Source organism: Aquimarina muelleri DSM 19832 (assembly GCF_000430665.1).
In the GTDB taxonomy this organism is placed as follows: Bacteria; Bacteroidota; Bacteroidia; order Flavobacteriales; family Flavobacteriaceae; genus Aquimarina; species Aquimarina muelleri.
On record NZ_AUML01000004.1, the window covers coordinates 75254 to 99183 of the forward strand.

The window sequence follows — 23930 nt, forward strand, 5'->3', positions numbered from 1 at the left end:
GTAAATAGGAAAAGGGTGTGGTTTTTTTTATATTTTAAAGGTTAGTACAGGTCTTTTTGCGTGATTAACTACGTCTTCTCCTAAGCTTCCGTTAATAAAATGGGATATTCCTTTCCTTCCATGAGTGCTAATGCCAATCATGCCTGCGTTAATTGATTCTGCAAAGTTTAAGATCCCTTTTTCTACGGTAACATCGTTGTATATGTTTAAAGTATAATTATCGATTGGTAAATTAGATATCATTTTGTTCATTTTCTCTTCTGTTTCATAGGTTGTTTTGAAGCTGTTAGCTGTGTTTATCCATACCAAATGAAGTTTAGCTTCTATTGATTTAGAAAATTCATGTGCGGCTAATAAGCACCCTTTGTCTTCATTGTCAAAATTAGTAGCGTATACAAAATCGTTAATATTAAAAATATCGCAGTACTCTTTGATTACTAATACAGGTTTTTTGGATGTTCGTACTATTTTTTCTGCATTAGAGCCTATAAATAGTTCTTCAAAACCAGTAGAGCCATGAGATCCCATAATGATGATGTCAGCATCGTTTTTGGTGCTAGAGTTTATGATTCCGTGCGTAACATCTTCGAAGCTTACAGTTTCTATGACTTCAATGTTTTTTAGGTAATCTTTGCTGGTTACTTCTTCGAATTTTTTATGAGCTTGCTTCATGAAGAAAATTGCTTCAGGAGCAGGGGCAGAGACACCAGAAGACATAAGATCTGCTAGATGTATTGGGAGTTCTAAAATGTGACATAAATAGATTTTTGCATTATTTTTTTTTGCAATTTGGGCAGCTACTTTTAGGGCGTTTTCTGCTTGTTTGGAAAAATCTGTAGGAACTAATATGTTTTTTATCATAATATTACTTTTTGAAGTTTGAGATTTATCTATGATTTATGGGTTTTAAAAGAAAGTATTAATGTTTTGATTAATGATGATTTTTATATAAAAACTAATCCAAAAAAAATAGTATCTTAAATTTACGAATAAATTCATTCTCAGCGATATTTTGTATCTAAGATATTATTACTATCTTTGCACCGTTGAAATTAAAAAACCAGGGTGAGGGGACAAAAAGTCCCCTCTTTTTATCTATTTATGTCATTAAGAGACAAAGTTCGTAGTTTATTAGAAGAGGCGCTTCAAGAAAAACCGTCTTTATTCCTGATTGAAAGTAAGATTCATTCAGGTAATTGTATAGAGATTATTATTGATGGAGATGAGGGGGTCACGGTAGAAGATTGTATTGCTATTAGTAGGGCGATCGAGCATAATCTGGATAGAGAAGAAGAAGATTTTTCTCTTCAGGTCATGTCTGCTGGAGTTTCTGAAGGTTTGACTCATGTTCGCCAATATGCCAAAAATGTCGGTAGAAAACTTAAGGTAAAATCAAAAGAAGAAGTGTTTGAAGGAGATTTGATTTCAGCAAATGAAACAGAAATAATCTTAAGATGGAAAAGCAGAGAACCTAAGCCAGTAGGAAAAGGTAAGGTAACAGTAACAAAAGAAGTTAGTGTGGCTTATGATAATATTGTAGAGGCAAAAGTTATAATAACATTTTAATTATAATATACTGATATGGAAAATATCGCATTAATAGAATCATTTTCAGAATTCAAGGATGATAAGTTTATAGATCGTGTTACACTAATGTCGATCTTAGAAGATGTGTTTAGAAATGCTCTAAAAAAGAAGTTTGGTAGTGATGATAATTTCGATATCATTATAAATCCTGATAAAGGAGATTTAGAAATTTGGAGAAACCGTATCGTAGTAGCAGACGGAGAAGTTGAAGATGATAATCAAGAAATTTCATTAACGGCAGCTAGAAAAATAGAGCCTGATTTTGAAGTTGGTGAAGATGTTTCAGAAGAAGTAAAGCTTATACATTTAGGAAGACGTTCTATATTGGCATTACGCCAGAATTTGATTTCTAAAATTCATGAACATGATAATACTAATATATATAAGCACTTTAAAGAATTAGAAGGAGAGATTTATACGGCAGAAGTTCATCATATTCGACATAGAGCTATTATAATGTTGGATGATGAGGGTAATGAGATTATATTGCCGAAGGATAGGCAAATACCATCAGATTTTTTCAGAAAAGGAGAAAATGTACGTGGGATTATAGAATCAGTAGAGCTTAAAGGTAATAAGCCGTCTATTGTTATGTCTAGAACATCTCCATTGTTTTTAGAAAAACTATTTGAATCAGAAATACCAGAAGTATTTGATGGTTTAATCTCTGTTAAAAAAGTAGTTAGAATCCCAGGGGAAAAAGCTAAAGTTGCTGTGGACTCTTATGACGATAGAATTGACCCTGTAGGAGCTTGTGTTGGTATGAAAGGTTCTCGTATACATGGGATTGTTAGAGAATTAGGAAACGAAAATATAGATGTGATTAACTATACAAATAATTTACAGCTATATATTACAAGAGCTTTAAGTCCAGCAAAAGTTACTTCAATAAAGATTAATGAAGAGACTAGTCGGGCAGAAGTTATGTTAAGACCAGAAGAGGTTTCTAAGGCTATTGGTAGAGGAGGACATAATATTAGATTAGCGGGTCAACTTACTGGTTATGAGATAGATGTGTTTAGAGAAGGAGTAGAGGAAGATGTCGAACTTACAGAGTTTTCTGACGAAATAGATTCGTGGATTATCGAAGAATTTTCTAAAATAGGTTTGGATACAGCAAAGAGTATTTTGGAACAAGAAATTAGTGATTTAGTAAAACGAACTGATCTTGAAGAAGAGACAGTAAGTGAAGTGATGAGAATATTAAAATCTGAATTTGAAGATTAATAATCACAATTAATTATATTTGAGCATTAAATAAAAGGCGTTTATGGCTGAAGCAGGAACAATGAGATTAAATAAAGTATTACGCGAATTCAATATCTCGCTAGATCGGGCTGTTGACTTTTTGAATTCAAAAGGTCATGAGATAGATGCGCGTCCTACTACAAAAATTTCTTCAGAGATTTATAAGCTCTTGTTTGATGAATTTCAAACAGATAAGAGTAAAAAGGTAGCTTCCAAAGAAGTTGGTGAAGAAAAGAAGAAAGAGAAAGAAGCACTGCGTGTACAGATAGAACATGAGTTGGAAGAAAAGCGTAAACGTACCGAAGCTCGAGAAGTTGTAAAAGCTAAAGCTCAATTAAGCGGACCTAAGAAAGTTGGTAAAATTGAATTAGATAACAATAAAAAAGTGGAAGATACTACAAAGCCCGAAGAAAAGGTAGTTGAAACTCCTAAAAAAGAAGAGGTAAAAGAAGAGGTGAAAAAAACTACTCCTGAAATAGTTTCTAATAGGCCGCCAAAAATAGGTTTAAAAATAACAAAGCAGGCGCCAAAAGAAAAAAAGGAAGAGAAACCTGTTTCTTCTCCTGTTCCTCCTGTTGTTGATAAAGAAGCTCCTAAACCTTCTCCGTCTCCAGTTGTTGAAGAGGAAGAAGTTTCTACAGAGCCAGAAAAGGTAAAGACGCAGTATAAAAAATTAGAAGGACCTAATTTTACTGGACAAAAAATCGATTTAACCCAGTTCAAAAAACCGGTTAAAAAGAAAGATGATAAAAATGATAAAAAATCTACGTCTGCAGGAGATGCTGCTAAAAAGCGTAGACGAAGAATAAATAAAGATGGAGCAGGTAATCAAGGCTCTGGAGGTGGAAGGCCAGGAGGTCAAGGCTCTGGAGGTGGAAACCGAGGTCCTGCTAATAGAGGAAGAGGCCCTGTAAAAGGTAAAAGACCTGCTGTAGTAAAAGAAGAACCAAGTGAAGAAGAGGTACAGAAACAAGTAAGAGAAACTCTGGAAAAATTACAGGGTAAATCTAATAAATCTAAGGCAGCTAAATATCGTAGAGATAAAAGGGATCAACACCGTCAGAAAGTTGAAGACGATGTAGCACAACAAGAACAAGAAAGTAAAGTTCTTAAAGTAACAGAATTTGTAACGGCCTCAGAAGTTGCTACAATGATGAGTGTTCCTACTACACAAATTATTTCTGCATGTATGTCTCTTGGTATTATGGTAACTATGAACCAACGTTTAGATGCAGAAACATTATCTATAGTTGCGGACGAGTTTGGATACGAGGTTGATTTTGTAACTGCGGATATCGAAGATTCTATAGAAGAAATTTTTGATGCCCCAGAGGATTTAGAAGCAAGAGCTCCGATTGTTACAGTAATGGGGCATGTAGACCATGGTAAAACATCGTTACTGGATTACATAAGAAAAGAAAATGTGATTGCAGGAGAGAGTGGTGGTATTACACAGCATATTGGTGCTTATGGGGTGCAATTAGAAAATGGTCAAAAGATAGCATTTTTAGATACACCTGGTCACGAAGCATTTACCGCCATGCGTGCTCGTGGAGCGCAAGTAACAGATTTAGCTATCATTGTGATAGCAGCAGATGATGATATCATGCCACAAACTAAAGAGGCAATTAGTCATGCGCAAGCAGCTGGTGTTCCTATCGTATTTGCGATTAATAAAATAGATAGACCAGAGGCAAATCCAGAAAAGATAAAAGAAAGATTAGCTTCTATGAATTTGTTAGTAGAGGATTGGGGAGGAAAAATACAATCCCATGATATTTCTGCTAAGACAGGATTAGGAGTCAAAGAGTTATTAGAAAAAGTAATTCTTGAAGCTGAAATATTAGAGTTAAAAGCAAATCCAAATAGATTAGCTTCTGGTACCGTAGTTGAGGCATTTTTGGATAAAGGACGTGGATACGTATCTACTGTTTTAGTTCAAACAGGAACACTTCATGTAGGAGATTATGTTCTTGCAGGTAAAAATAGCGGTAAGATTAAGGCGATGCAGGATGAAAGAGGAAAGAATGTAAAAGAGGCTGGGCCTTCTACTCCAGTTTCTATATTGGGATTAGATGGAGCAACTCAGGCTGGGGATAAATTTAGTGTGTTAGAAGATGAGCGTGAGGCTAAAGACATTGCTTCGAAACGAGCACAGTTGCATAGAGAACAATCTGTTCGAACACAGAGACATATTACTTTAGCAGAAATTGGACGTAGAATTGCATTAGGAGATTTTAAAGAGCTTAATATTATTCTTAAAGGAGATGTGGATGGTTCTGTAGAAGCATTAACGGATTCGTTCCAGAAATTGTCTACTGAGGAAATCCATGTTAATATTATTCATAAAGCAGTAGGAGCAATTACAGAAAGTGATGTGTTACTTGCATCAGCTTCTGATGCTATTATTATAGGGTTTAATGTTAGGCCTGCTGGTAATGCTAGGCAGGTTGCCGATAAAGAAGAAATCGATATCAGAACATACTCTATTATTTATGATGCGATTAATGATCTTAAGGATGCGATGGAAGGAATGCTTTCTCCAGTGATGAAAGAAGAAATTACTGGTACTGCAGAAATTAGAGAAACGTTTAAAATATCTAAAATAGGAACTATTGCAGGTTGTATGGTTCAAAATGGTAAGATATACAGGAATTCAGGAGTTCGATTAATACGGGAAGGAGTTGTTGTGTATACAGGAGAGCTTTCTTCATTGAAACGTTTTAAAGATGATGTAAAAGAAGTAGGGAAAGGATATGATTGTGGGTTACAGGTTAAGAACTACAATGATATTAGAATAGGTGATGTAGTTGAAGCGTATCAAGAAGTTGCAGTCAAGAAAAAGCTGTAAAATCAGAGGGCGTTGAAAAATCCCCTTAATGAATTAGTATAGAAAGAAATAAAAAGGAGTAAAAATCATAGTATTTTTTGCTCCTTTTTTTAGTGTGTGAATACTGGTCAAGAAGATTTTGAAATTTTGTTATAGAAACAAAAAAATCTATTTAGGGTGTATATGATCTAATCCTCTCCCAAGGAAAATTTTCTCAGAAAAATTAACTAATTGATTGGTTTCATCTTTGTTTACTGAAGTCATAAATAAGGATTACCCAAATAATGGGAGTAATACAGGAAATTCTATTCAGATGTGGGATACCTGATGAATATTAAGCTATTTTTTGTGCCTGTTGTTAGTTATAACTTGATTTTCATTTCTAAGCGAGTTAGACGCCTTAAAACAGAGTATGTTCTATTGGTATTGTATCTCTCTATTTAAGTGAGAAAGAGTCTTTTTTTATTTACCTAGTATTTTTGGATTTGTAGAGGCAATAAACGTTCTTTTAAAGCACTTTTTACAACTTTCCAATATAAAATATTCCGTATTCTAAGTCTTTACTCTCTAATGTATTTTGAAGTCGAATAGGTATTCATGAATTTTACGATGATCTTTAAAAAGAAAGACTATTTGTTTTTTTAGAATTCATTGTACTAACCTTTTGTTTTTAGTTAATTGTAACATGTATTGCAACTTGCTTATATACGTTTACATGTCTTTTTAATAAAATATTTTGATTTATAATTTAATGTAAAATGATATTTGGTTGTCGCTCTTATAAAAGATCTTGATCACCTTTTTAATATATCTTTTTCTAATTAGATTTTTTTTAATTCTTTTCGAAGTGAACGAAGTTCTTGTTATTCAATGCGGAGTTCTTTTTTACAGATAAATCTTCTGATTTCTTATCGTATTTCCGTTACCAACTGTTTAAATCATATTCTTCACTAAGTTCTTTTAAATTTTGACCTGATTTTAAAAGCTTTACAATTATTCCTTTTGGATCATTATTATCTAATCGTTTTACGGTAATTCAAATGTATTATTAATTATATGGGTCATCTAAAATTGTAACAATAAAGTAGGTTGCTCTAATTGATTAATAAAACTTGAAAAATTAAGATAAAAATTACTTGCTGATTATAATGATTTTCTTAAATGATTGTAATCAGCAAGTAATTTGTAATTAATCTCTGATGTTTATTAGTGCCTATTAACTGTGAAAGAAAAAAACTTAAAAAAATAAAAGGTAGTAATGTACATTACTACCTTTTATTGTGTCTGCTTTTGCAGTGATTATTCAGGATGTTAGATGTTTTAAAAAATTAACTTTTTTCGGGTTTAAATATAAATGCGTTTGGAAATTTAGTGTGTATTTCTTTTAAAGCCCTATCTGCTTCAAGCCTAGTTCGGTAATTCCCGATCCACACCTTGTAATTAGGGGTTTCCCATTGGATAGTAGAATCCCACTCTGTAAAGGCGTCTTTTGATGCTTTTACAATTTCATTAGCTTTATTTAAACTTCCATAATATAGTTGGATCTTATAACGATCGCTAAATTCTCCATCTTTTTCCATCTTAGATTTTATGTCTAAAAGCATTTTTATTCTTGGATCTTGGTTGACGGTAACAGAGGCTTCTGGCCTTGGAGTCATATTTACAGAAACAAAATTGTTTTGATTTGGGGTTTCTGAAGTGATATTTGGGTTGTCTTGCGCAGTTAAATGATTGGAAGCTATTAGATAAAAGCTAAATATAAAAATATAGTTTCTGGTGTTTAACATTCTCATTACAAATTGATTTGATGCAAAGGTATAGTTTAATAACTCAAGATTATAAAAAAATATTATTTAGAATTATTATAAATTAACAGTTAACAGTAATCTAACATTTCTAAAATCGACTTATTATAGTACTTTTGTCGTCGAATTAAAAGTGTTGGTTTTGTGTCTTTTCATAAGATATAGATAAAAAACCATACCAAAAATAAGACGATAATTCTACTTGATAATATGAAACAGGTGAAACACCGAAATTCAGCCTCTAAAATCCTAATTCTAGGAACTGTTTTTTTATTTACTTTTTTTACTCCTGTTTTTGGACAGGACGAAGCAGCTGTTGACGCCGCTGTGGTAACTGAAGCTTCATCTGGAGGAGATGTAGCGAAAGGAGAAGAGTTGTTTAAGTCTCTTTGTGCTGCTTGTCATAAACGATATAAGAAAATGACAGGTCCTGCTCTTTTTGGGGTAGAAGATAAATACGAAAGAGAATGGATATATTCTTGGATAAAGAATAGTGCAGCTATGATCGCTTCTGGTGATTCACAAGCTATTGCTATTTATGAAGAATATAACAAGACAGCGATGAATGCATTTCCGCAGTTGTCGAATACAGATATTGATAATATCATAGCTTATGTGATGGTTCCTAAAGCAGATCCGCCAGCACCAGTATCTGGTGCAGAAGGTAATGCTGCTGTTTCAGGATCAGGAGCAGGAGTTTCTACGAATGTTATTCTTGCAATTTTAGCTTTAGTGTTCTTAATGCTGATGGTAGTTTTATTTTTGGTAAATAAAACACTTAGAAGCTTTGCTGAAGCTAATAATGTCGAATTGCCTATAGAAGAAAAGAGAACTCCAATATGGAAAGCATTTGTTCAAAATCAATTTTTAGTGCTTGTAACGGCAGTATTCTTATTATTGGCTAGTGGTTATTTTGTATATGGTTATTTTATGCAAGTAGGAGTCGATCAAGGATATCAGCCTGTTCAACCAATACATTATTCACATAAAATTCATGCAGGAGATAATCAAATAGAATGTAAATATTGTCATTCTTCAGCTAGGGTTAGTAAGACATCAGGAATCCCTTCTCTTAATGTTTGTATGAACTGTCATAAGTCTATAAGCGAAGTGGCAGATGCTACAGCGACAGAGGAGTATTCTAAAGAATTTTATGATGGTGAAATTCAAAAGTTATATAAAGCAACAGGATGGGATCCTGATACGCAGTCGTATACTGGTAAAACAGAACCTGTTAAGTGGGTGCGTATACATAATCTACCTGATTTCGCATACTTTAACCATTCTCAGCATGTAAGTGTTGCAGGAGTAGAGTGTCAGACATGTCATGGTCCTGTAGAAGAAATGGAAATTATGTATCAACATGCGCCACTTACAATGGGGTGGTGTATTAATTGTCACAGAGAAACTAATGTGAAAGTTGCAGATAATAAATATTACGAGAAGATTCATAAAGAACTTTCTAAGAAATATGGTGTGGATCAGCTAACAGCTGCTCAAATGGGTGGTCTGGAATGTGGTAAATGCCATTATTAATAATAAAAAAATTGTTTTCCATTACTGGAAAAATATAGTAAGAAGCTAATATCAATTATATATGTCATCAAACAAGAAATACTGGAAAAGTGTTGAAGAGCTAAACGAAAATAGCTCTATTGTTGAGACGCTACAACAAAATGAGTTCGTAAAGGAAATTCCTACGGATGAATTTTTAGGTGATAAATCATCGTTAGAAAATTCATCGACAACACGTCGTGATTTTCTTAAGTATGTAGGTTTTAGTACTGCAGCTGCATCTTTAGCAGCATGTGAAGGACCTGTTAAAAAATCGATACCCTATGTAGTTCAGCCAGAGAGGATAGTTCCTGGTGTGGCAAACTACTATGCTACTACAATTGCTGATGGGTTTGATTTTGCTAGTGTTTTAATAAAAACAAGAGAAGGTCGTCCTATTAAAGTAGAAAATAATAATCTTGCCTCATCTAATGGAGATGCTAATGCAAGAGTACATGCTTCGGTATTATCTCTATATGATAGCTCTCGTCTTCAAGGTCCTAAAAAAGGTAATGAAGATGTTAGCTGGGATGTTTTGGATAAAGAAGTTATAGCAAAACTAAATAGTATTGGAGGTAAGCAAATAGTTTTATTAACTCAAACTTATGCGAGTCCATCTACTTCAAAATTAATTTCTGAATTCAAAACAAAATACCAAAATGTTAAGCATGTAGTATATGATGCAATATCTAACTCAGAGGCTTTAGATGCATATCAAGCAATGTTTGGAGAAAGAGCGCTTGCAGATTATGATTTTTCTAAAGCTAATACTATTGTAAGTGTAGGAGCTGACTTTTTGGGAGATTGGCAAGGAGGAGGATATGATAGCGGGTATGCTAAAGGACGTGTTCCTAAAAACGGAAAAATGTCTAAGCATATTCAGTTTGAGGCAAATATGTCTTTGTCTGGAGCTAATGCAGATAAAAGAATACAGGCTACCCCTTCACAACAAAAACAAGTATTAGCTGCTCTTTATAAGTATGTAACAGGAGCAGGGACCAAAGGAGCTTTAGACTCTAAGTTAGATGCAGAAGTAGTTAGTGCAGCTAAACAAATTCAAAAAGCAGGAAGTAATGCTGTAGTGATATCTGGAATTCAGGATATTGATGCGCAACTTGTTGTTTTAGAAATAAACAAAGCAATACAAAGTAAAGCTTTTAACCAAAATACACCACGTACTATACGTCAAGGAGATGCTAAAGCAGTCGCTCAATTGGTTAAAGATATGAATGCTGGACGTGTTGGAGCATTATTGATTGCTGGAGTAAATCCAGTATATACTTTGCCTAATGCAAATGAGTTTAAATCTGGTCTTGAAAAAGTAGACCTTTCAGTTGCATTTACTATGCATAACGATGCAACTGGAGAGTTGTGTAATTATATAGCTGTAACTCCACACTATTTAGAATCTTGGGGAGATGTAGAGCTTAAAAAAGGTAGTTATAGTTTAATGCAACCTACTATAAGACCTTTGTTTGATACAAGACAGTTTCAAGAAACTTTATTAAAGTGGACAGATAATTCATCTTCTTATGATGAGTACATAAAAAGTGCATGGACAGGAATTTTAGGAGGTACTTCTTGGAATCAAGCTTTGCATGATGGGGTATTGATAAAACCTAGTCTTCCGAAACAAGGGTTGGTAGATGCTATAGAAATTTCAGAAGGAGATACTCCAGAAGTAGTTGCTACATCAATTTCTACAGGAACCGATGTTAATGCGGCTGCAAGAAGACTTTCTATTGCAAAATCGAATGGTTTAGAACTTACATTATATATAAAAACCTCTCTTGGAGATGGGCAACAGGCTAATAACCCTTGGTTACAAGAAATGCCTGATCCAATTACCAGAACTTCTTGGGATAACTATTTAACGGTTTCTAAAGCAGATGCAGAGCAGTTAGGTTTAACTAACGAAAATGTAGCTAATGGAGCTTTAAATGGTAGTTATGCTAAAGTTACAGCAGCAGGAAAAGAAGTTGTTGTACCTGTGATCATTCAACCAGGGCAAGCCAAAGGCTCTGTTGGTTTAGCTTTAGGGTATGGTAAGTCTAAAGGACTTAAACAAGAAATGAATGTAGGAGTAAATGCATATCCATTATATCAAAACCTTAATGCAGTACAAGAGGTTTCGATTACAGCAGCAGAAGGAACCCATGAGTTTGCATGTGTACAACTGCATAATACATTAATGGGTCGTGGAGATATTGTAAAGGAAACTACGTTAGAGGTATTTAATACAAAAGATAAGCGCGAGTGGAATGCAGTTCCCGTAGTAAGTAAAAATCATATAGAATATGAGGTTACTTCACCAGAAGTAGATCTTTGGGATTCGTTTGATAGATCTATAGGACATCATTTTAATCTTTCTATAGATTTAAATGCTTGTACAGGATGTGGTGCTTGTGTTATAGCTTGTCATGCAGAAAACAATGTGCCAGTTGTTGGTAAATCAGAAATACGAAGATCCCGCGATATGCATTGGTTACGTATCGATCGTTATTACTCTTCACAAGATAGTTTTAAGGGAGATAATGAGAAGAAAAATAATATTTCAGGATTAGGAAGTTCTTTATCCGAGTTTGGAGAAATGGAAAACCCTTCAGATAATCCTCAGGTAGTATTTCAGCCAGTAATGTGTCAGCATTGTAATCATGCTCCTTGTGAAACAGTTTGTCCAGTTGCGGCAACATCACATGGTAGACAAGGGCAAAATCATATGGCGTACAATCGTTGTGTAGGGACAAGATATTGTGCTAATAACTGCCCTTATAAAGTACGTAGGTTTAACTGGTTCTTGTATAATAACAATGACGAGTTTGATTATCATATGAATAATGACTTAGGTAGAATGGTTCTTAACCCAGATGTAACTGTACGTTCCAGAGGGGTAATGGAAAAATGTTCTATGTGTATCCAAATGACTCAAAAAACTATTTTGGATGCAAAACGAGAAGGTAGAGAAGTAAAAGATGGAGAATTCCAAACAGCTTGTTCTGCAGCTTGTTCATCAGGTGCTATGGTATTTGGTGATATTAATGATAAGAGTAGTGAAGTAGCTAAACTTAAAGAGGATGATCGTATGTATCACTTACTGGAGCATGTAGGTACAAAGCCTAATGTAATTTATCATACCAAAGTAAGAAATACTACAGAAGCCTAATTAACTAAATAAAGAATCAATTCAATTATAAAGGATTATGTCTCATTACGAAGCACCTATAAGAAAACCTTTAGTAACCGGTGATAAAACATACCACGATGTAACTTTGGATGTTGTAGCAGCGGTAGAAGGTAAAGCAAATAAATCTTGGTGGATTGTCTTTTCTATCTCACTTATTGCTTTCCTTTGGGGGATAGGGTGTATTATTTACACTGTATCTACAGGGATAGGAACCTGGGGATTAAACAAAACAGTAGGATGGGCGTGGGATATCACCAACTTTGTTTGGTGGGTAGGTATCGGTCACGCAGGAACTCTGATTTCTGCAGTATTATTGTTATTCCGTCAGAAATGGAGAATGGCAATTAACCGTTCTGCAGAAGCAATGACAATTTTTGCAGTTGTTCAAGCAGGATTGTTTCCAATTATACACATGGGACGTCCATGGTTAGCTTATTGGGTATTACCAATTCCTAATCAATTTGGATCGCTATGGGTAAATTTTAACTCCCCATTATTATGGGATGTATTTGCAATCTCTACATATCTTTCTGTATCGCTGGTTTTCTGGTGGACAGGGTTACTACCAGATTTTGCAATGATCAGAGACCGTGCAATTACACCGTTTAATAAAAAAATATATAGCTTACTTTCATTTGGATGGAGTGGTAGAGCAAAAGATTGGCAACGTTTTGAAGAAGTATCTTTAGTCCTTGCTGGTTTAGCGACACCATTAGTACTTTCTGTGCATACAATTGTATCCTTTGACTTTGCAACATCTGTAATACCTGGATGGCATACTACGATATTTCCACCTTATTTTGTTGCAGGAGCTGTTTTTTCTGGATTTGCAATGGTAAACACCCTTCTTATTATAATGAGAAAAGTGTCTAATCTAGAAAACTATATTACTATATTACATATAGAACTTATGAATATTGTAATTATGATCACAGGTTCTATTGTTGGGGTAGCATATATTACAGAGCTTTTTGTAGCTTGGTATTCTGGAGTAGAATATGAACAATATGCATTCTTAAACAGAGCAACGGGTCCTTATTGGTGGGCATATTGGGCAATGATGACTTGTAATGTTTTTTCTCCACAGTTTATGTGGTTCCCTAAGCTTAGAAGAAGTATCATGTTCTCTTTCTTTATATCTATTGTTGTGAATATAGGGATGTGGTTTGAGCGTTTTGTAATTATAGTAACATCATTGCATAGGGATTATTTACCGTCTTCATGGACTATGTTCTCACCAACATTTGTAGATATAGGTATATTTATTGGTACAATAGGATTCTTTTTTGTACTATTCTTATTATATGCAAGAAGTTTCCCTGTAATAGCTCAAGCAGAGGTAAAATCTATATTGAAATCTTCTGGAGAAAAATACAAGAAACTTAGAGAAGCAGGAATTGATCATAGAGATGAATTACCAAAAGTTAAACTTATAGTTACTGATGAAACAGAAACAATAGTAGAACCTAAAACAGAGGTAAAACAAGAAGATATAAATAGTTTGTTAGGAAATTTAGGAACATTCGATGCTTCTACAGAAACAGCAGACGATCTTAAACAAGTAAATGGTATCGGACCAGTAATGGAAAAGAAACTAAATGAACTTGGAATATTCACTTTTGGTCAAGTAAGTAAAATGACTAAAACCGAGTACGATTTATTAGATAATATCACTGGATCTTTTCCTGGTAGAGCACAACGTGATGATTGGGCAGGTCAGGCAGAAAAACTTAAAAATAACTAGAAGTATGGCATCAAAAGTTATACATGCATTATATATCGATGACGACATCCTGATGGATGCTGTTAAGAAAGTTCGTGCAGAGCATTATCATATCGAAGAGGTATATACTCCTTTTCCAGTTCATGGACTAGATAAAGCAATGGGGTTACCTCATACAAGATTGGCAATTACAGCATTTATGTATGGATGTGTTGGTTTAACAGTAGCGATTACAATGATGAATTATATCATGATTGAAGACTGGCCACAAGATATAGGTGGTAAGCCAAGTTTTAGCTATTTAGAAAACATGCCAGCCTTTGTGCCGATTATGTTTGAACTTACCGTGTTTTTTGCAGCGCATTTAATGGTAATTACTTTTTATATGAGAAGTAAATTATGGCCATTTAAAAAAGCTGAAAATCCTGATGTAAGAACTACTGATGATCATTTTTTGATGGAAGTTAATGCAAGTAATCATGATGTAGAACAGCTTACCAACTTTTTAGGAGATACTGGTGCAGTAGAAATAAAAATAATAGATAAGGAAGAAGATAACCATTAGTAATAATGAAGAATACTATAAAAATATTAGCAGTGGCAGTAGTGATGATTTGCTTTGTTTCTTGTAAAAAGGATTCAAAACCTAATTATCAATATATGCCTAATATGTATGAGCCGGTAAGTTATGAAGCTTATGGTGAATATGGTGTTTTTCCTGGAGGACAGGAAGCTATGTTGCCAGCCAAAGGTTCCATACCAAGAGGATGGATGCCTTATGATTATGAGAATTCAAATGTTGGTTATCAAAAGGCTAAAGATACTTTGAAAAACCCTGTTCGTTACACTAAAGAAAACGAAGAAAAAGGTAAAGAATTGTATAATATTTATTGTGCAATTTGCCATGGAGAAAAAGGAGATGGAAAGGGACCTTTAGTAAAAAGAGAAAAAATTCTTGGAGTTCCGAGTTATGCTGATATCGGAAGAGCAATTACAGAAGGTAGTATTTATCATGTAATGTATTATGGTATCAACTCTATGGGGTCTTATGCTTCTCAGACTAATGAACAAGAACGTTGGCAGATTGTTCAATATGTAGAGAAATTGAAAGCTGATTTAGAAGGAAAGACGCCACGAATAGATACAGATGTTGTTGTTACAGAAGTAAAAGAAGAAGAGGCGCATCACGATTCAACTGAAGAACACAATAACGCACACTAGTGCAGTAGTATAATAGTAAAGAATAACGATATTATATAAAGATATGTATACGCTATCAAATAGATTAAGATTATTTTCTGTCATCCTTATGATTGTAGGTCTTGTAGGTCTTGTAATAGGATTTTCACAAAGACCAGGGTCTATAGAGGAGGTAAAAGAAATGATGGCATCACACGACGCTCATGGAGGTGGTCATGGTGACTCACAGATAAAAGAGAATCATGGAGGTGATGAAGGTCACGGAGAAAGTGCAAACGAAAAAGATGCTCATGGAGGAGATGCACATTATGAGCATGTGTTGCATCAATTACAAAATAAACCTTGGGCTTCATTATATGTCGCAGCGTTTTTCTTTTTTATGATAGCTCTGGGCGTTTTAGCATTTTATGCAATACAATTTGCTTCTCAGTCAGGTTGGTCTCCAGTACTTTTTAGAGTAATGGAAGCTATAACAGCATATTTGGTGCCTGGAGGGATAATTCTTTTTGTAATCTTAGCATTATCAGGATTTCATATCAATCATTTATTTGTATGGGCTGATCCAGAGGTTGTAGCTCATGATGCACTTCTTCAAGGTAAAGCAAGTTGGCTAAATGGAACTTGGTTCATTATAAGAGCTGCATTCTTTTTAGGAGGATGGATATTATATCGTCACTTTGCTGTAAAATATTCTAGATTACAAGATGAAGATACTACAGGTAATAAGTGGTATAAGAAAAGCTTTAAAATATCAGCGGCATTTTTAGTATTTTTTATATATACAGAATCTATGATGTCTTGGGATTGGATTATGAGTTTTGATCCACATTGGTTTAGTACTTTATTTGGGTGGTATGTATTTGCTAGTTTGTTTGTTTCAGGTATTACTACTATAGCTTTAGTAACTATTTATTTGAAATCTAAAGGATATTTAGAATTTGTAAATAATAGTCATATACATGATTTAGCTAAATTTATGTTTGGGATTAGTATCTTTTGGACATATCTTTGGTTCTCTCAGTTCATGTTAATATGGTATTCTAACATTCCTGAGGAGGTAACCTATTTTATTACTCGTATAGAGGATTATAAACTTCCTTTTTTCGGAATGTTGATAATGAATTTTATTTTCCCATTATTAGTTTTAATGAATAGTGATTTCAAACGTGTAAACTGGTTTGTTGTAATGGCAGGAATTATAATTCTTTGTGGTCACTATATAGATGTATTTAATATGATAATGCCTGCAACCGTTGGTAAATCTTGGTTCATTGGTATTAGCGAAATAAGTGCAGTATTATTATTCTTAGGATTATTCTTGTTTGTTGTGTTTAGAGCACTTACTAAAGCACCATTATTAGCAAAAGGAAACCCGTATTTAGAAGAAAGTAAACACTTTCATTATTAACAGTTGAATTGTAAAAAAGAAGATAGATAAAAATGACTGTATTCTTAACCATAGTAGTTATAGCACTTTTTGGAATCACATTGTGGCAGATGTCAAAAATTTTGAAATTGTCGCAAAACAGTGCTAATAATTCTCAAATCGCAAATGATAAGGATAATAACTTACAAGGTAAGTTAATGTTAGCCTTTGTGATATTTTTGTACTTATTAACCATATATTGTTTCGTTCAATATCACACTTTCTTTTTGCCAGAATCTGCTTCTGAGCATGGGATAGATTATGATCAATTAATGTTGATCTCGATGGTATTAATTTTTGTTGTGCAATTTATTACACAAGGATTATTACATTTCTTTGCTTATAAGTATAGAGGTAAAAAAGAAAATAAAGCATTGTTCTTTGCTGATAATGATAAATTAGAATTTATTTGGACGATTATTCCAGTAATCGTACTTGCAGGACTAATTATATACGGATTGTTTACTTGGACAGACATCATGGATATTGATGAAGAAGAAGGAGACCCATTAATTATTGAATTATATGCATATCAGTTTGATTGGAGAGCAAGATATTCTGGAGAAGATAATGTGTTAGGTAAAGCAAATGTGCGTTTTATAGAAGGAATTAATACTTTAGGGTTAGATGTTTCTGATAATTACGGAAAAGATGATAAAATAACAAATGAGTTACATTTACCTGTTAACAGAAAAGTTATTTTTAAAATGAGATCGCAAGATATACTCCATTCTGCTTACATGCCTTTCTTTAGAGCACAGATGAATGTTGTTCCTGGTATGATCACAGAGTTTGCGTATACACCTATACTAACTTCTGAAGAAATGAGAAATAGCGAGTTTATGGTAGAAAAAGTAGCTACAATTAATAAAATACGAAAAGAAAAAAGTAAAAAATTAGTAGCAGCAGGAGAGGAAGCTTTAGAAGAATATACATTTGATTATTATCTTTTGTGTAATAAAATTTGTGGGGTTTCTCATTATAATATGCAAATGAAGATTGTAGTAGAGTCTGAAGAAGATTATGAAGCTTGGTTAAAAGGGCAAACTACTTTTGGAGAGCAATTATCTGCACAAGCAAGTAATTAAGAAGAAAAAAATTAATATATTATATTAAAAAGAAATAGCGTTATGTCAGCAACTCAAGGAGATAACCACGATCACGATCACGACGATCACGGACATCATAAAGAAACCTTTATCACTAAGTATATTTTTAGTCAAGATCATAAAATGATCTCTAAACAGTATTTGATTACTGGTATAATAATGGGTATCATAGGTATTGCAATGTCATTATTATTTAGAATGCAATTAGCTTGGCCAGATCATCAATTTACTATATATGAAGTGCTTCTAGGTAAATTTGGAGAAGATGGTATAATGGATCCAAGTATATATTTAGCTCTGGTTACTATACATGGTACTATCATGGTGTTCTTTGTTTTGACTGCAGGTCTAAGTGGAACTTTTAGTAACCTTCTTATCCCATTGCAGATTGGAGCTCGAGATATGGCTTCAGGATTTTTGAACATGGTGTCTTATTGGTTATTCTTTTTAAGTAGTATTATAATGGTACTATCTTTATTTGCAGAAGCAGGACCAGCATCTGCGGGATGGACTATTTATCCACCATTAAGTGCATTACCACAAGCGATAGGAGGCTCTGGAACAGGGATGACTTTATGGCTAGTTTCTATGGCAATCTTTATAGCATCTTCTTTGTTAGGTTCTTTAAATTATGTAGTAACTGTAATAAATTTACGAACCAAAGGAATGTCGATGACTCGTTTGCCATTAACAATCTGGGCATTTTTTGTAACTGCGATTATCGGTATTGTTTCGTTTCCAGTATTGTTATCAGCGGCTTTATTATTGATAATGGATAGAAGTTTCGGAACTTCATTTTATTTAAGTGATATTTATATACAAGGAGAGGTATTACATAATCAAGGAGGTTCACCAGTACTTTTTGAGCATTTATTCTGGTTCTTAGGACATCCAGAGGTGTATATTGTACTGTTACCAGCGTTAGGAATAACTTCAGAAATTATAGCAACAAATGCTCGTAAACCTATATTTGGATATCGAGCGATGGTAGCCTCTATTTTAGCAATTGCATTTTTATCTACAATAGTTTGGGGTCACCACATGTTTATATCAGGTATGAATCCATTTTTAGGTTCTGTATTTACATTTACAACATTATTAATAGCAATTCCATCTGCGGTAAAATCATTTAATTATATAACAACATTATGGAAAGGTAATTTGCAGTTTAACCCTGCAATGTTATTTTCTATAGGGTTAGTATCTACTTTTATAACAGGGGGACTTACAGGAATTATTCTTGGAGATAGTACTTTAGATATAAATGTACATGATACGTATTTTGTAGTAGCACATTTTCATTTAGTAATGGGTATATCTGCATTATACGGTTTATTTGCAGGAGTTTATCACTGGTTCCCTAAGATGTATGGTAAGATGATGAACAAAAATCTTGGATATGTACATTTTTGGGTAACTGCAATTGGAGCATACGGAGTGTTTTTTCCAATGCATTTTGTTGGAATGGCAGGATTACCACGCCGTTATTATACCAATTCTAATTTCCCATATTTTGATGATTTAACCGATACTAATGTTTTGATTACTGTTTTTGCTCTTATTACAGCAGCAGCACAATTAGTATTTTTATATAACTTTATAAGTTCCATTTTTTACGGAAAGAAAGCAGTTCAAAACCCATGGCAGTCTAATACTTTAGAATGGACTACACCAGTAGAGCATATTCATGGTAACTGGCCAGGAGAAATTCCTAGCGTGTTTAGATGGCCTTATGATTACAGTAAGACTAATGAAAATGGAGAATATGTTATCGCAGGACAAGATTATGCTCCGCAGACAATTCCTCTACAAGATGGTGAAGAAGAAATGCATCACTAAACATGGGTGATCATAGATATAAAAAGCCTTTTCGTAATTACGAAAAGGCTTTTTCTTTTTCTATAATTACTAGTTATGTAGAAGCATAGGGGACTCTTTTTATTATATTTGTTTTACTCTTCGGTTTTAAGTATTATCTGGATCAAAGAGATTATTTTTCTAAATACCATTATCAATGAACGAAAACCTTAATCCAACAAACGAAAACTTTTCTGGGGAAGATCTGGATATTGAAAGAGCATTAAGACCCCTCGCTTTTGAAGACTTTGCTGGGCAGGATCAGGTATTAGAAAACTTGAAAATTTTTGTTCAAGCCGCTAATTTAAGAGACGAAGCTTTGGATCATACCCTTTTTCATGGCCCTCCTGGATTGGGTAAAACTACATTAGCGCATATTTTAGCGAATGAATTAAGCGTAGGAATTAAGGTTACATCAGGACCCGTATTAGATAAACCAGGAGACTTAGCAGGCTTATTAACTAACCTAGACGATAGGGATGTTTTGTTTATAGACGAAATCCATCGATTAAGCCCTATAGTAGAAGAATATTTATATTCTGCTATGGAAGATTATAAGATAGATATTATGATCGAGAGTGGACCAAATGCCCGTACCGTGCAGATTAACTTAAATCCATTTACTTTGGTAGGAGCAACTACCAGGTCAGGGCTATTAACAGCACCAATGAGAGCTCGTTTTGGAATCCAATCTAGACTACAATATTATACTACAGAACTACTGTCTACCATCGTGCAGCGTAGTGCATATATACTTAATGTACCAATCTCTATGGAAGCTGCTATTGAGATAGCAGGCAGAAGTAGGGGAACACCAAGAATAGCCAATGCTTTATTACGTAGAGTACGTGATTTTGCTCAAATTAAGGGTAATGGAAAAATTGATATCGAAATTTCTCAGTTTGCATTAAAAGCATTAAATGTAGATGCACATGGTCTGGATGAGATGGATAATAAGATTTTATTAACCATGATAGATAAATTTAAAGGAGGGCCAGTTGGATTAACAACAATAGCAACAGCCGTTAGTGAAAGCCCGGAGACTATAGAAGAGGTGTACGAACCCTTTTTAATACAACAAGGATTCATTATGCGAACCCCAAGAGGAAGAGAAGTAACAGAAGCCGCATATAAACACTTAGGAAGGATAAAAGGAAATATTCAAGGAGGCTTGTTTTAGGAAAATTTAAATCTTGATAAAGACTCCCTAAAACTTTATTTATGTATAAAAACCCATCTACAGTTTCTTTTTTTAAAGTGCTTAAAAATGCAGGCCGTATTCTTAGGAATCCGCTTCCTTTTCATCATGAAAATTTTCAAAAATATGGAGATGTTTTTAACGTAAAAATCGGGCTGGGTAAATCGGTTATTTTTACTCGTGATGGTGGTTTTGCAAAACACATGTTACAAAAACAACATAAAAAATATGCAAAGTCTGATCTGCAAACAAAAGACCTGGCAAAATATATTGGCGAAGGTTTATTAACTTCTAACGGAGAAAAATGGTTACGGCAAAGACGATTGATTCAGCCGGCATTTCATAAAAAAAAGCTGGAATCGTTAGTAGATATTATAAAAGAAGTGATTCAAGAAGAGTCTGATAAAATCACTGCAGATAAGGTAATAGATGTTTTTCCTTTAATGAGTGATCTTGCTTTTAATGTAGTAGCAAAATCGCTTTTTAGCTATACAGATACGGGTAATACCATTTCTAGATTGCAATATATTACAGAAACCGCCCAAAAATCTTTGATAAAAGAAATACGACAACCGTATAAAAGGTGGTGGTTTTATCTTAGCGGGAAAATTAAGAATACTAATAAGTTAACCCAAGAAGCAAGAGATATTCTTAATACAATTATAGAAGAAAGAAAAAAATCGGATAAAGAGTATCATGATTTATTAGATATGTTGTTGGCAGCAAGGTATGAGGATGGGAGTATGATGGATAACGAACAGCTAATAGATGAAATACTGATCCTTTTTGTAGCAGGGCACGAAACCACCTCTAATGCACTAACTTTTACATTAGCATTGTTGGCAATGCATCCAGAAATACAAGACAGAGTATATACAGAGGTTTCTGATAATAAAGAAGTAGTATTCTCATCCCCAATACACGAAATTGCTAAATATACATATACCAAACAATGTATAGAAGAGGCAATGCGATTGTATCCTCCCGTTTATTTTTCGGATAGAGTAGCTATAGAAGAGGATGAGTATAATAATCTTAAACTCAAAAAAGGTAATACCATTTTGATTTCTTTTTTTGAAATTCACAGGCATAAAGATTTTTGGAGCAACCCAGATCAATTTAATCCAGATCGCTTTGATATAGATGTAGATAAAAAAGAATATTCAGATCATTATTTTCCATTTGGTGCAGGCCCAAGGATGTGTATAGGAAACAATTTTGCAATGTATGAAATGATTCTTGCGATAAGTAATATTGTAAAAAAACATAAAATCAGTACTAGCCTTAAAGCGATAGAAATACAACCATTAATTACCTTAAAACCCAAAAATGCAGTACTTCAATTTACAACCAGATAAAACATAAAATATAGTTGACTCCAAAGCATACATATACAAAGTCTATTAAAGAGGAAGCAAAACGACTTGGTTTTTTATCCTGTGGTATTTCTAAAGCCGAATTTTTAGAACAGGAAGCTCCAAGGTTAGAAAAATGGCTTCATCAAAACAGGAATGGACAGATGAGCTATATGGAAAACCATTTTGATAAACGATTAGATCCAACAAAGTTAGTTGAAGGCTCTAAAAGTGTAGTATCCCTACTTCTTAATTATTATCCTTCAGAAGAACAAAAAGATCCAGAAGCCCCAAAAATTTCTAAATATGCTTATGGTACAGATTATCATTTTGTAATTAAAGATAAGTTGAAACAGTTGCTTGATTTTATAAGCGAAGAAATCGGCGAAGTACATGGTAGAGCATTTGTAGATTCGGCACCAGTATTAGATAAAGCGTGGGCAGCAAAAAGCGGGTTAGGATGGATTGGTAAAAACAGTAATCTGCTTACACAAAAGGTAGGTTCTTTTTATTTTATAGCAGAGCTAATTCTGGATTTAGATTTAGAATATGATACTCCAGTAACAGATCACTGTGGTACTTGTACCGCTTGTATTGATGCTTGTCCTACACAAGCTATTGTAGAGCCCTATGTAGTAGATGGTAGTAAATGTATCTCTTATTTTACTATAGAACTTAAAGAAGAGATTCCTAATAGTTACAAAGGGCAGTTTGATAATTGGATGTTTGGTTGTGATATCTGCCAAGATGTTTGTCCTTGGAACCGCTTTTCTAAGGCGCATAGCGAACCGCTTTTTAATCCAAAACCGGATTTACTGCAAATGACTAAAAAAGATTGGGAAGAGATTACCCAAGAAGTGTTTTCTAAGGTTTTTCAAAAATCTGCAGTAAAAAGAACTAAGTTTTCTGGGCTAACCAGAAATATCCAGTTCTTAAAGGATTAACAACAAAATTGCTTTATTTTCGAATAAGGCAGTTTTGTTGTTAATCCTAATTATACAATAGGTTTTCTATCGCATAATTTTGTTTGAAATTATAGCGTAAAGCTTTTTACAAAAGTGGTTTGAATAATAGGTTTTGATTTGTAGGTATCTGTCGCAATTACATTCCATTCACTCATGTAGCCTAGTTGTAGGTTGGTATTGGAGTTAAATTTGTAACCAACTCCCAGATAAAACCAATTTCTCGAAAAACTTTTCGGCATAAGATTATCTGTTTGTGGTAGCCAGATCTCATCAAAAGCCTGTAAGAATACCACTTTTTTATTTCCGAAAGTTTTTAATGGCAGTACCATGGTTAATCGATAACGAAAACGGTTTGCAAAATTCACGCCATCCTTGTTAAAATTTTCGTTACTACCCTTTGCTAATACATCAAACCATCGATGTTCCTGACGAAACCGATGAAGAATATCTACGGTACTTATTTTATGTTTTAGTAATATTTGCTCCCAAATATTATTTTCGTATGTGTTGATCTTTAGGTTAGTATCAGAAAGGGGTATACGATTGCTTAAAAATGAATATCCAAGACTAATCTCAACATTATCTTTTAAATGATAATCTATAGAGGCGCGTTCTAAAAAAGTACTTTGTTTGGATAAAAAACCCCCTAAACGTTCATGAAGTTCATTACTAAAACTCCATTTTTTATTAATTTTTACTCTATTAAAAAGGGTAAACCAAGTATTGGTTGGATCGTGTTGAATGGTTTCTTGTGCTTGGATTGGTATTGCAATCCATAATAAAATCAATATACTATATATCTTTTTCATTTTTATAAATGTTTTAATAACCAATATTAGAAACAATCGAAACCTAAATAAATCAGGTCTCGACTATTTCTAAAAGGAAA

Annotated in this window: 17 protein-coding genes; 14 read left to right on the top strand and 3 right to left on the bottom strand. The window is 33.7% G+C overall.

What is annotated here, in order from left to right; genetic code table 11:
• Nucleotides 1–27: 27 nt before the first annotated feature.
• On the bottom strand, nt 28–861 hold the full coding sequence (locus tag H527_RS0103635) for a universal stress protein (RefSeq protein ID WP_308427888.1): 834 nt from the start codon (nt 859–861) through the stop codon (nt 28–30).
• 240 nt (nt 862–1101) lie between these two features.
• Here H527_RS0103635 and rimP point away from each other — a divergent pair, with 240 nt between their 5' ends.
• The 3 genes from rimP to infB are packed head-to-tail and all read left to right on the top strand — an operon-like array spanning nt 1102 to nt 5686.
• Nucleotides 1102–1566, top strand: a complete 465-nt coding sequence (rimP, locus tag H527_RS0103640) for a ribosome assembly cofactor RimP (RefSeq protein ID WP_027411445.1) — start codon at nt 1102–1104, stop codon at nt 1564–1566.
• 15 nt (nt 1567–1581) lie between these two features.
• Complete coding sequence (gene nusA, locus H527_RS0103645) at nt 1582–2814, top strand: transcription termination factor NusA (RefSeq protein ID WP_027411446.1); 1233 nt, start codon at nt 1582–1584, stop codon at nt 2812–2814.
• A 43-nt stretch (nt 2815–2857) separates the two neighbouring features.
• Complete coding sequence (gene infB / locus H527_RS0103650) at nt 2858–5686, top strand: translation initiation factor IF-2 (protein ID WP_027411447.1); 2829 nt, start codon at nt 2858–2860, stop codon at nt 5684–5686.
• 1307 nt (nt 5687–6993) lie between these two features.
• On the opposite strand, the gene H527_RS0103660 is transcribed toward infB, so the two are convergent.
• The gene (locus H527_RS0103660) at nt 6994–7458 is read right to left on the bottom strand and encodes an SPOR domain-containing protein (protein WP_229809249.1); all 465 of its coding nucleotides are present in this window, start codon (nt 7456–7458) and stop codon (nt 6994–6996) included.
• A 222-nt stretch (nt 7459–7680) separates the two neighbouring features.
• Here H527_RS0103660 and H527_RS0103665 point away from each other — a divergent pair, with 222 nt between their 5' ends.
• From H527_RS0103665 to queG, 11 genes are all read left to right on the top strand, one after another.
• Nucleotides 7681–9006, top strand: coding sequence for a c-type cytochrome (locus H527_RS0103665; RefSeq protein WP_027411449.1), 1326 nt, complete (start codon nt 7681–7683; stop codon nt 9004–9006).
• A gap of 61 nt (nt 9007–9067) precedes the next feature.
• Nucleotides 9068–12187 carry a TAT-variant-translocated molybdopterin oxidoreductase gene (locus H527_RS0103670; protein ID WP_027411450.1) on the top strand — a complete coding sequence of 1040 codons (3120 nt, stop codon included), beginning with the start codon at nt 9068–9070 and terminating at the stop codon, nt 12185–12187.
• A gap of 34 nt (nt 12188–12221) precedes the next feature.
• Entirely contained in the window at nt 12222–13952 is a 1731-nt protein-coding gene (gene nrfD / locus H527_RS21355) for an NrfD/PsrC family molybdoenzyme membrane anchor subunit (protein ID WP_081414545.1), read from the top strand.
• A gap of 4 nt (nt 13953–13956) precedes the next feature.
• A complete protein-coding gene (locus tag H527_RS0103680) occupies nt 13957–14496 on the top strand; it encodes a DUF3341 domain-containing protein (RefSeq protein WP_027411451.1) in 540 nt (179 codons plus the stop codon).
• 5 nt (nt 14497–14501) lie between these two features.
• Entirely contained in the window at nt 14502–15152 is a 651-nt protein-coding gene (locus H527_RS21360) for a c-type cytochrome (protein ID WP_081414546.1), read from the top strand.
• Nucleotides 15153–15195: 43 nt separating this feature from the next.
• Nucleotides 15196–16539 (top strand): hypothetical protein, encoded by a 1344-nt coding sequence (locus H527_RS0103690; RefSeq protein WP_027411452.1) that lies wholly within the window; start codon nt 15196–15198, stop codon nt 16537–16539.
• Nucleotides 16540–16571: 32 nt separating this feature from the next.
• Nucleotides 16572–17645 (top strand): cytochrome c oxidase subunit II, encoded by a 1074-nt coding sequence (locus H527_RS0103695; RefSeq protein WP_027411453.1) that lies wholly within the window; start codon nt 16572–16574, stop codon nt 17643–17645.
• A 42-nt stretch (nt 17646–17687) separates the two neighbouring features.
• A complete protein-coding gene (locus tag H527_RS0103700; protein WP_027411454.1) occupies nt 17688–19505 on the top strand; it encodes a cytochrome c oxidase subunit I in 1818 nt (605 codons plus the stop codon).
• 175 nt (nt 19506–19680) lie between these two features.
• Entirely contained in the window at nt 19681–20703 is a 1023-nt protein-coding gene (gene ruvB / locus H527_RS0103705; RefSeq protein ID WP_027411455.1) for a Holliday junction branch migration DNA helicase RuvB, read from the top strand.
• Nucleotides 20704–20744: 41 nt separating this feature from the next.
• The gene (locus H527_RS0103710; RefSeq protein ID WP_027411456.1) at nt 20745–22079 is read left to right on the top strand and encodes a cytochrome P450; all 1335 of its coding nucleotides are present in this window, start codon (nt 20745–20747) and stop codon (nt 22077–22079) included.
• Nucleotides 22080–22093: 14 nt separating this feature from the next.
• On the top strand, nt 22094–23020 hold the full coding sequence (gene queG / locus H527_RS0103715) for a tRNA epoxyqueuosine(34) reductase QueG (protein WP_027411457.1): 927 nt from the start codon (nt 22094–22096) through the stop codon (nt 23018–23020).
• 89 nt (nt 23021–23109) lie between these two features.
• On the opposite strand, the gene H527_RS0103720 is transcribed toward queG, so the two are convergent.
• Entirely contained in the window at nt 23110–23850 is a 741-nt protein-coding gene (locus H527_RS0103720) for a DUF2490 domain-containing protein (protein WP_027411458.1), read from the bottom strand.
• Between the last annotated feature and the right edge of the window lie 80 nt (nt 23851–23930).

Coding starts and splice junctions, on each gene's coding strand:
- H527_RS0103635 (WP_308427888.1), bottom strand. CDS start 861: ATGATAAAAAACATATTAGTTCCTACAGATTTTTCCAAACAAGCAGAA.
- rimP (WP_027411445.1), top strand. CDS start 1,102: ATGTCATTAAGAGACAAAGTTCGTAGTTTATTAGAAGAGGCGCTTCAA.
- nusA (WP_027411446.1), top strand. CDS start 1,582: ATGGAAAATATCGCATTAATAGAATCATTTTCAGAATTCAAGGATGAT.
- infB (WP_027411447.1), top strand. CDS start 2,858: ATGGCTGAAGCAGGAACAATGAGATTAAATAAAGTATTACGCGAATTC.
- H527_RS0103660 (WP_229809249.1), bottom strand. CDS start 7,458: ATGAGAATGTTAAACACCAGAAACTATATTTTTATATTTAGCTTTTAT.
- H527_RS0103665 (WP_027411449.1), top strand. CDS start 7,681: ATGAAACAGGTGAAACACCGAAATTCAGCCTCTAAAATCCTAATTCTA.
- H527_RS0103670 (WP_027411450.1), top strand. CDS start 9,068: ATGTCATCAAACAAGAAATACTGGAAAAGTGTTGAAGAGCTAAACGAA.
- H527_RS0103680 (WP_027411451.1), top strand. CDS start 13,957: ATGGCATCAAAAGTTATACATGCATTATATATCGATGACGACATCCTG.
- H527_RS21360 (WP_081414546.1), top strand. CDS start 14,502: ATGAAGAATACTATAAAAATATTAGCAGTGGCAGTAGTGATGATTTGC.
- H527_RS0103690 (WP_027411452.1), top strand. CDS start 15,196: ATGTATACGCTATCAAATAGATTAAGATTATTTTCTGTCATCCTTATG.
- H527_RS0103695 (WP_027411453.1), top strand. CDS start 16,572: ATGACTGTATTCTTAACCATAGTAGTTATAGCACTTTTTGGAATCACA.
- H527_RS0103700 (WP_027411454.1), top strand. CDS start 17,688: ATGTCAGCAACTCAAGGAGATAACCACGATCACGATCACGACGATCAC.
- ruvB (WP_027411455.1), top strand. CDS start 19,681: ATGAACGAAAACCTTAATCCAACAAACGAAAACTTTTCTGGGGAAGAT.
- H527_RS0103710 (WP_027411456.1), top strand. CDS start 20,745: ATGTATAAAAACCCATCTACAGTTTCTTTTTTTAAAGTGCTTAAAAAT.
- H527_RS0103720 (WP_027411458.1), bottom strand. CDS start 23,850: ATGAAAAAGATATATAGTATATTGATTTTATTATGGATTGCAATACCA.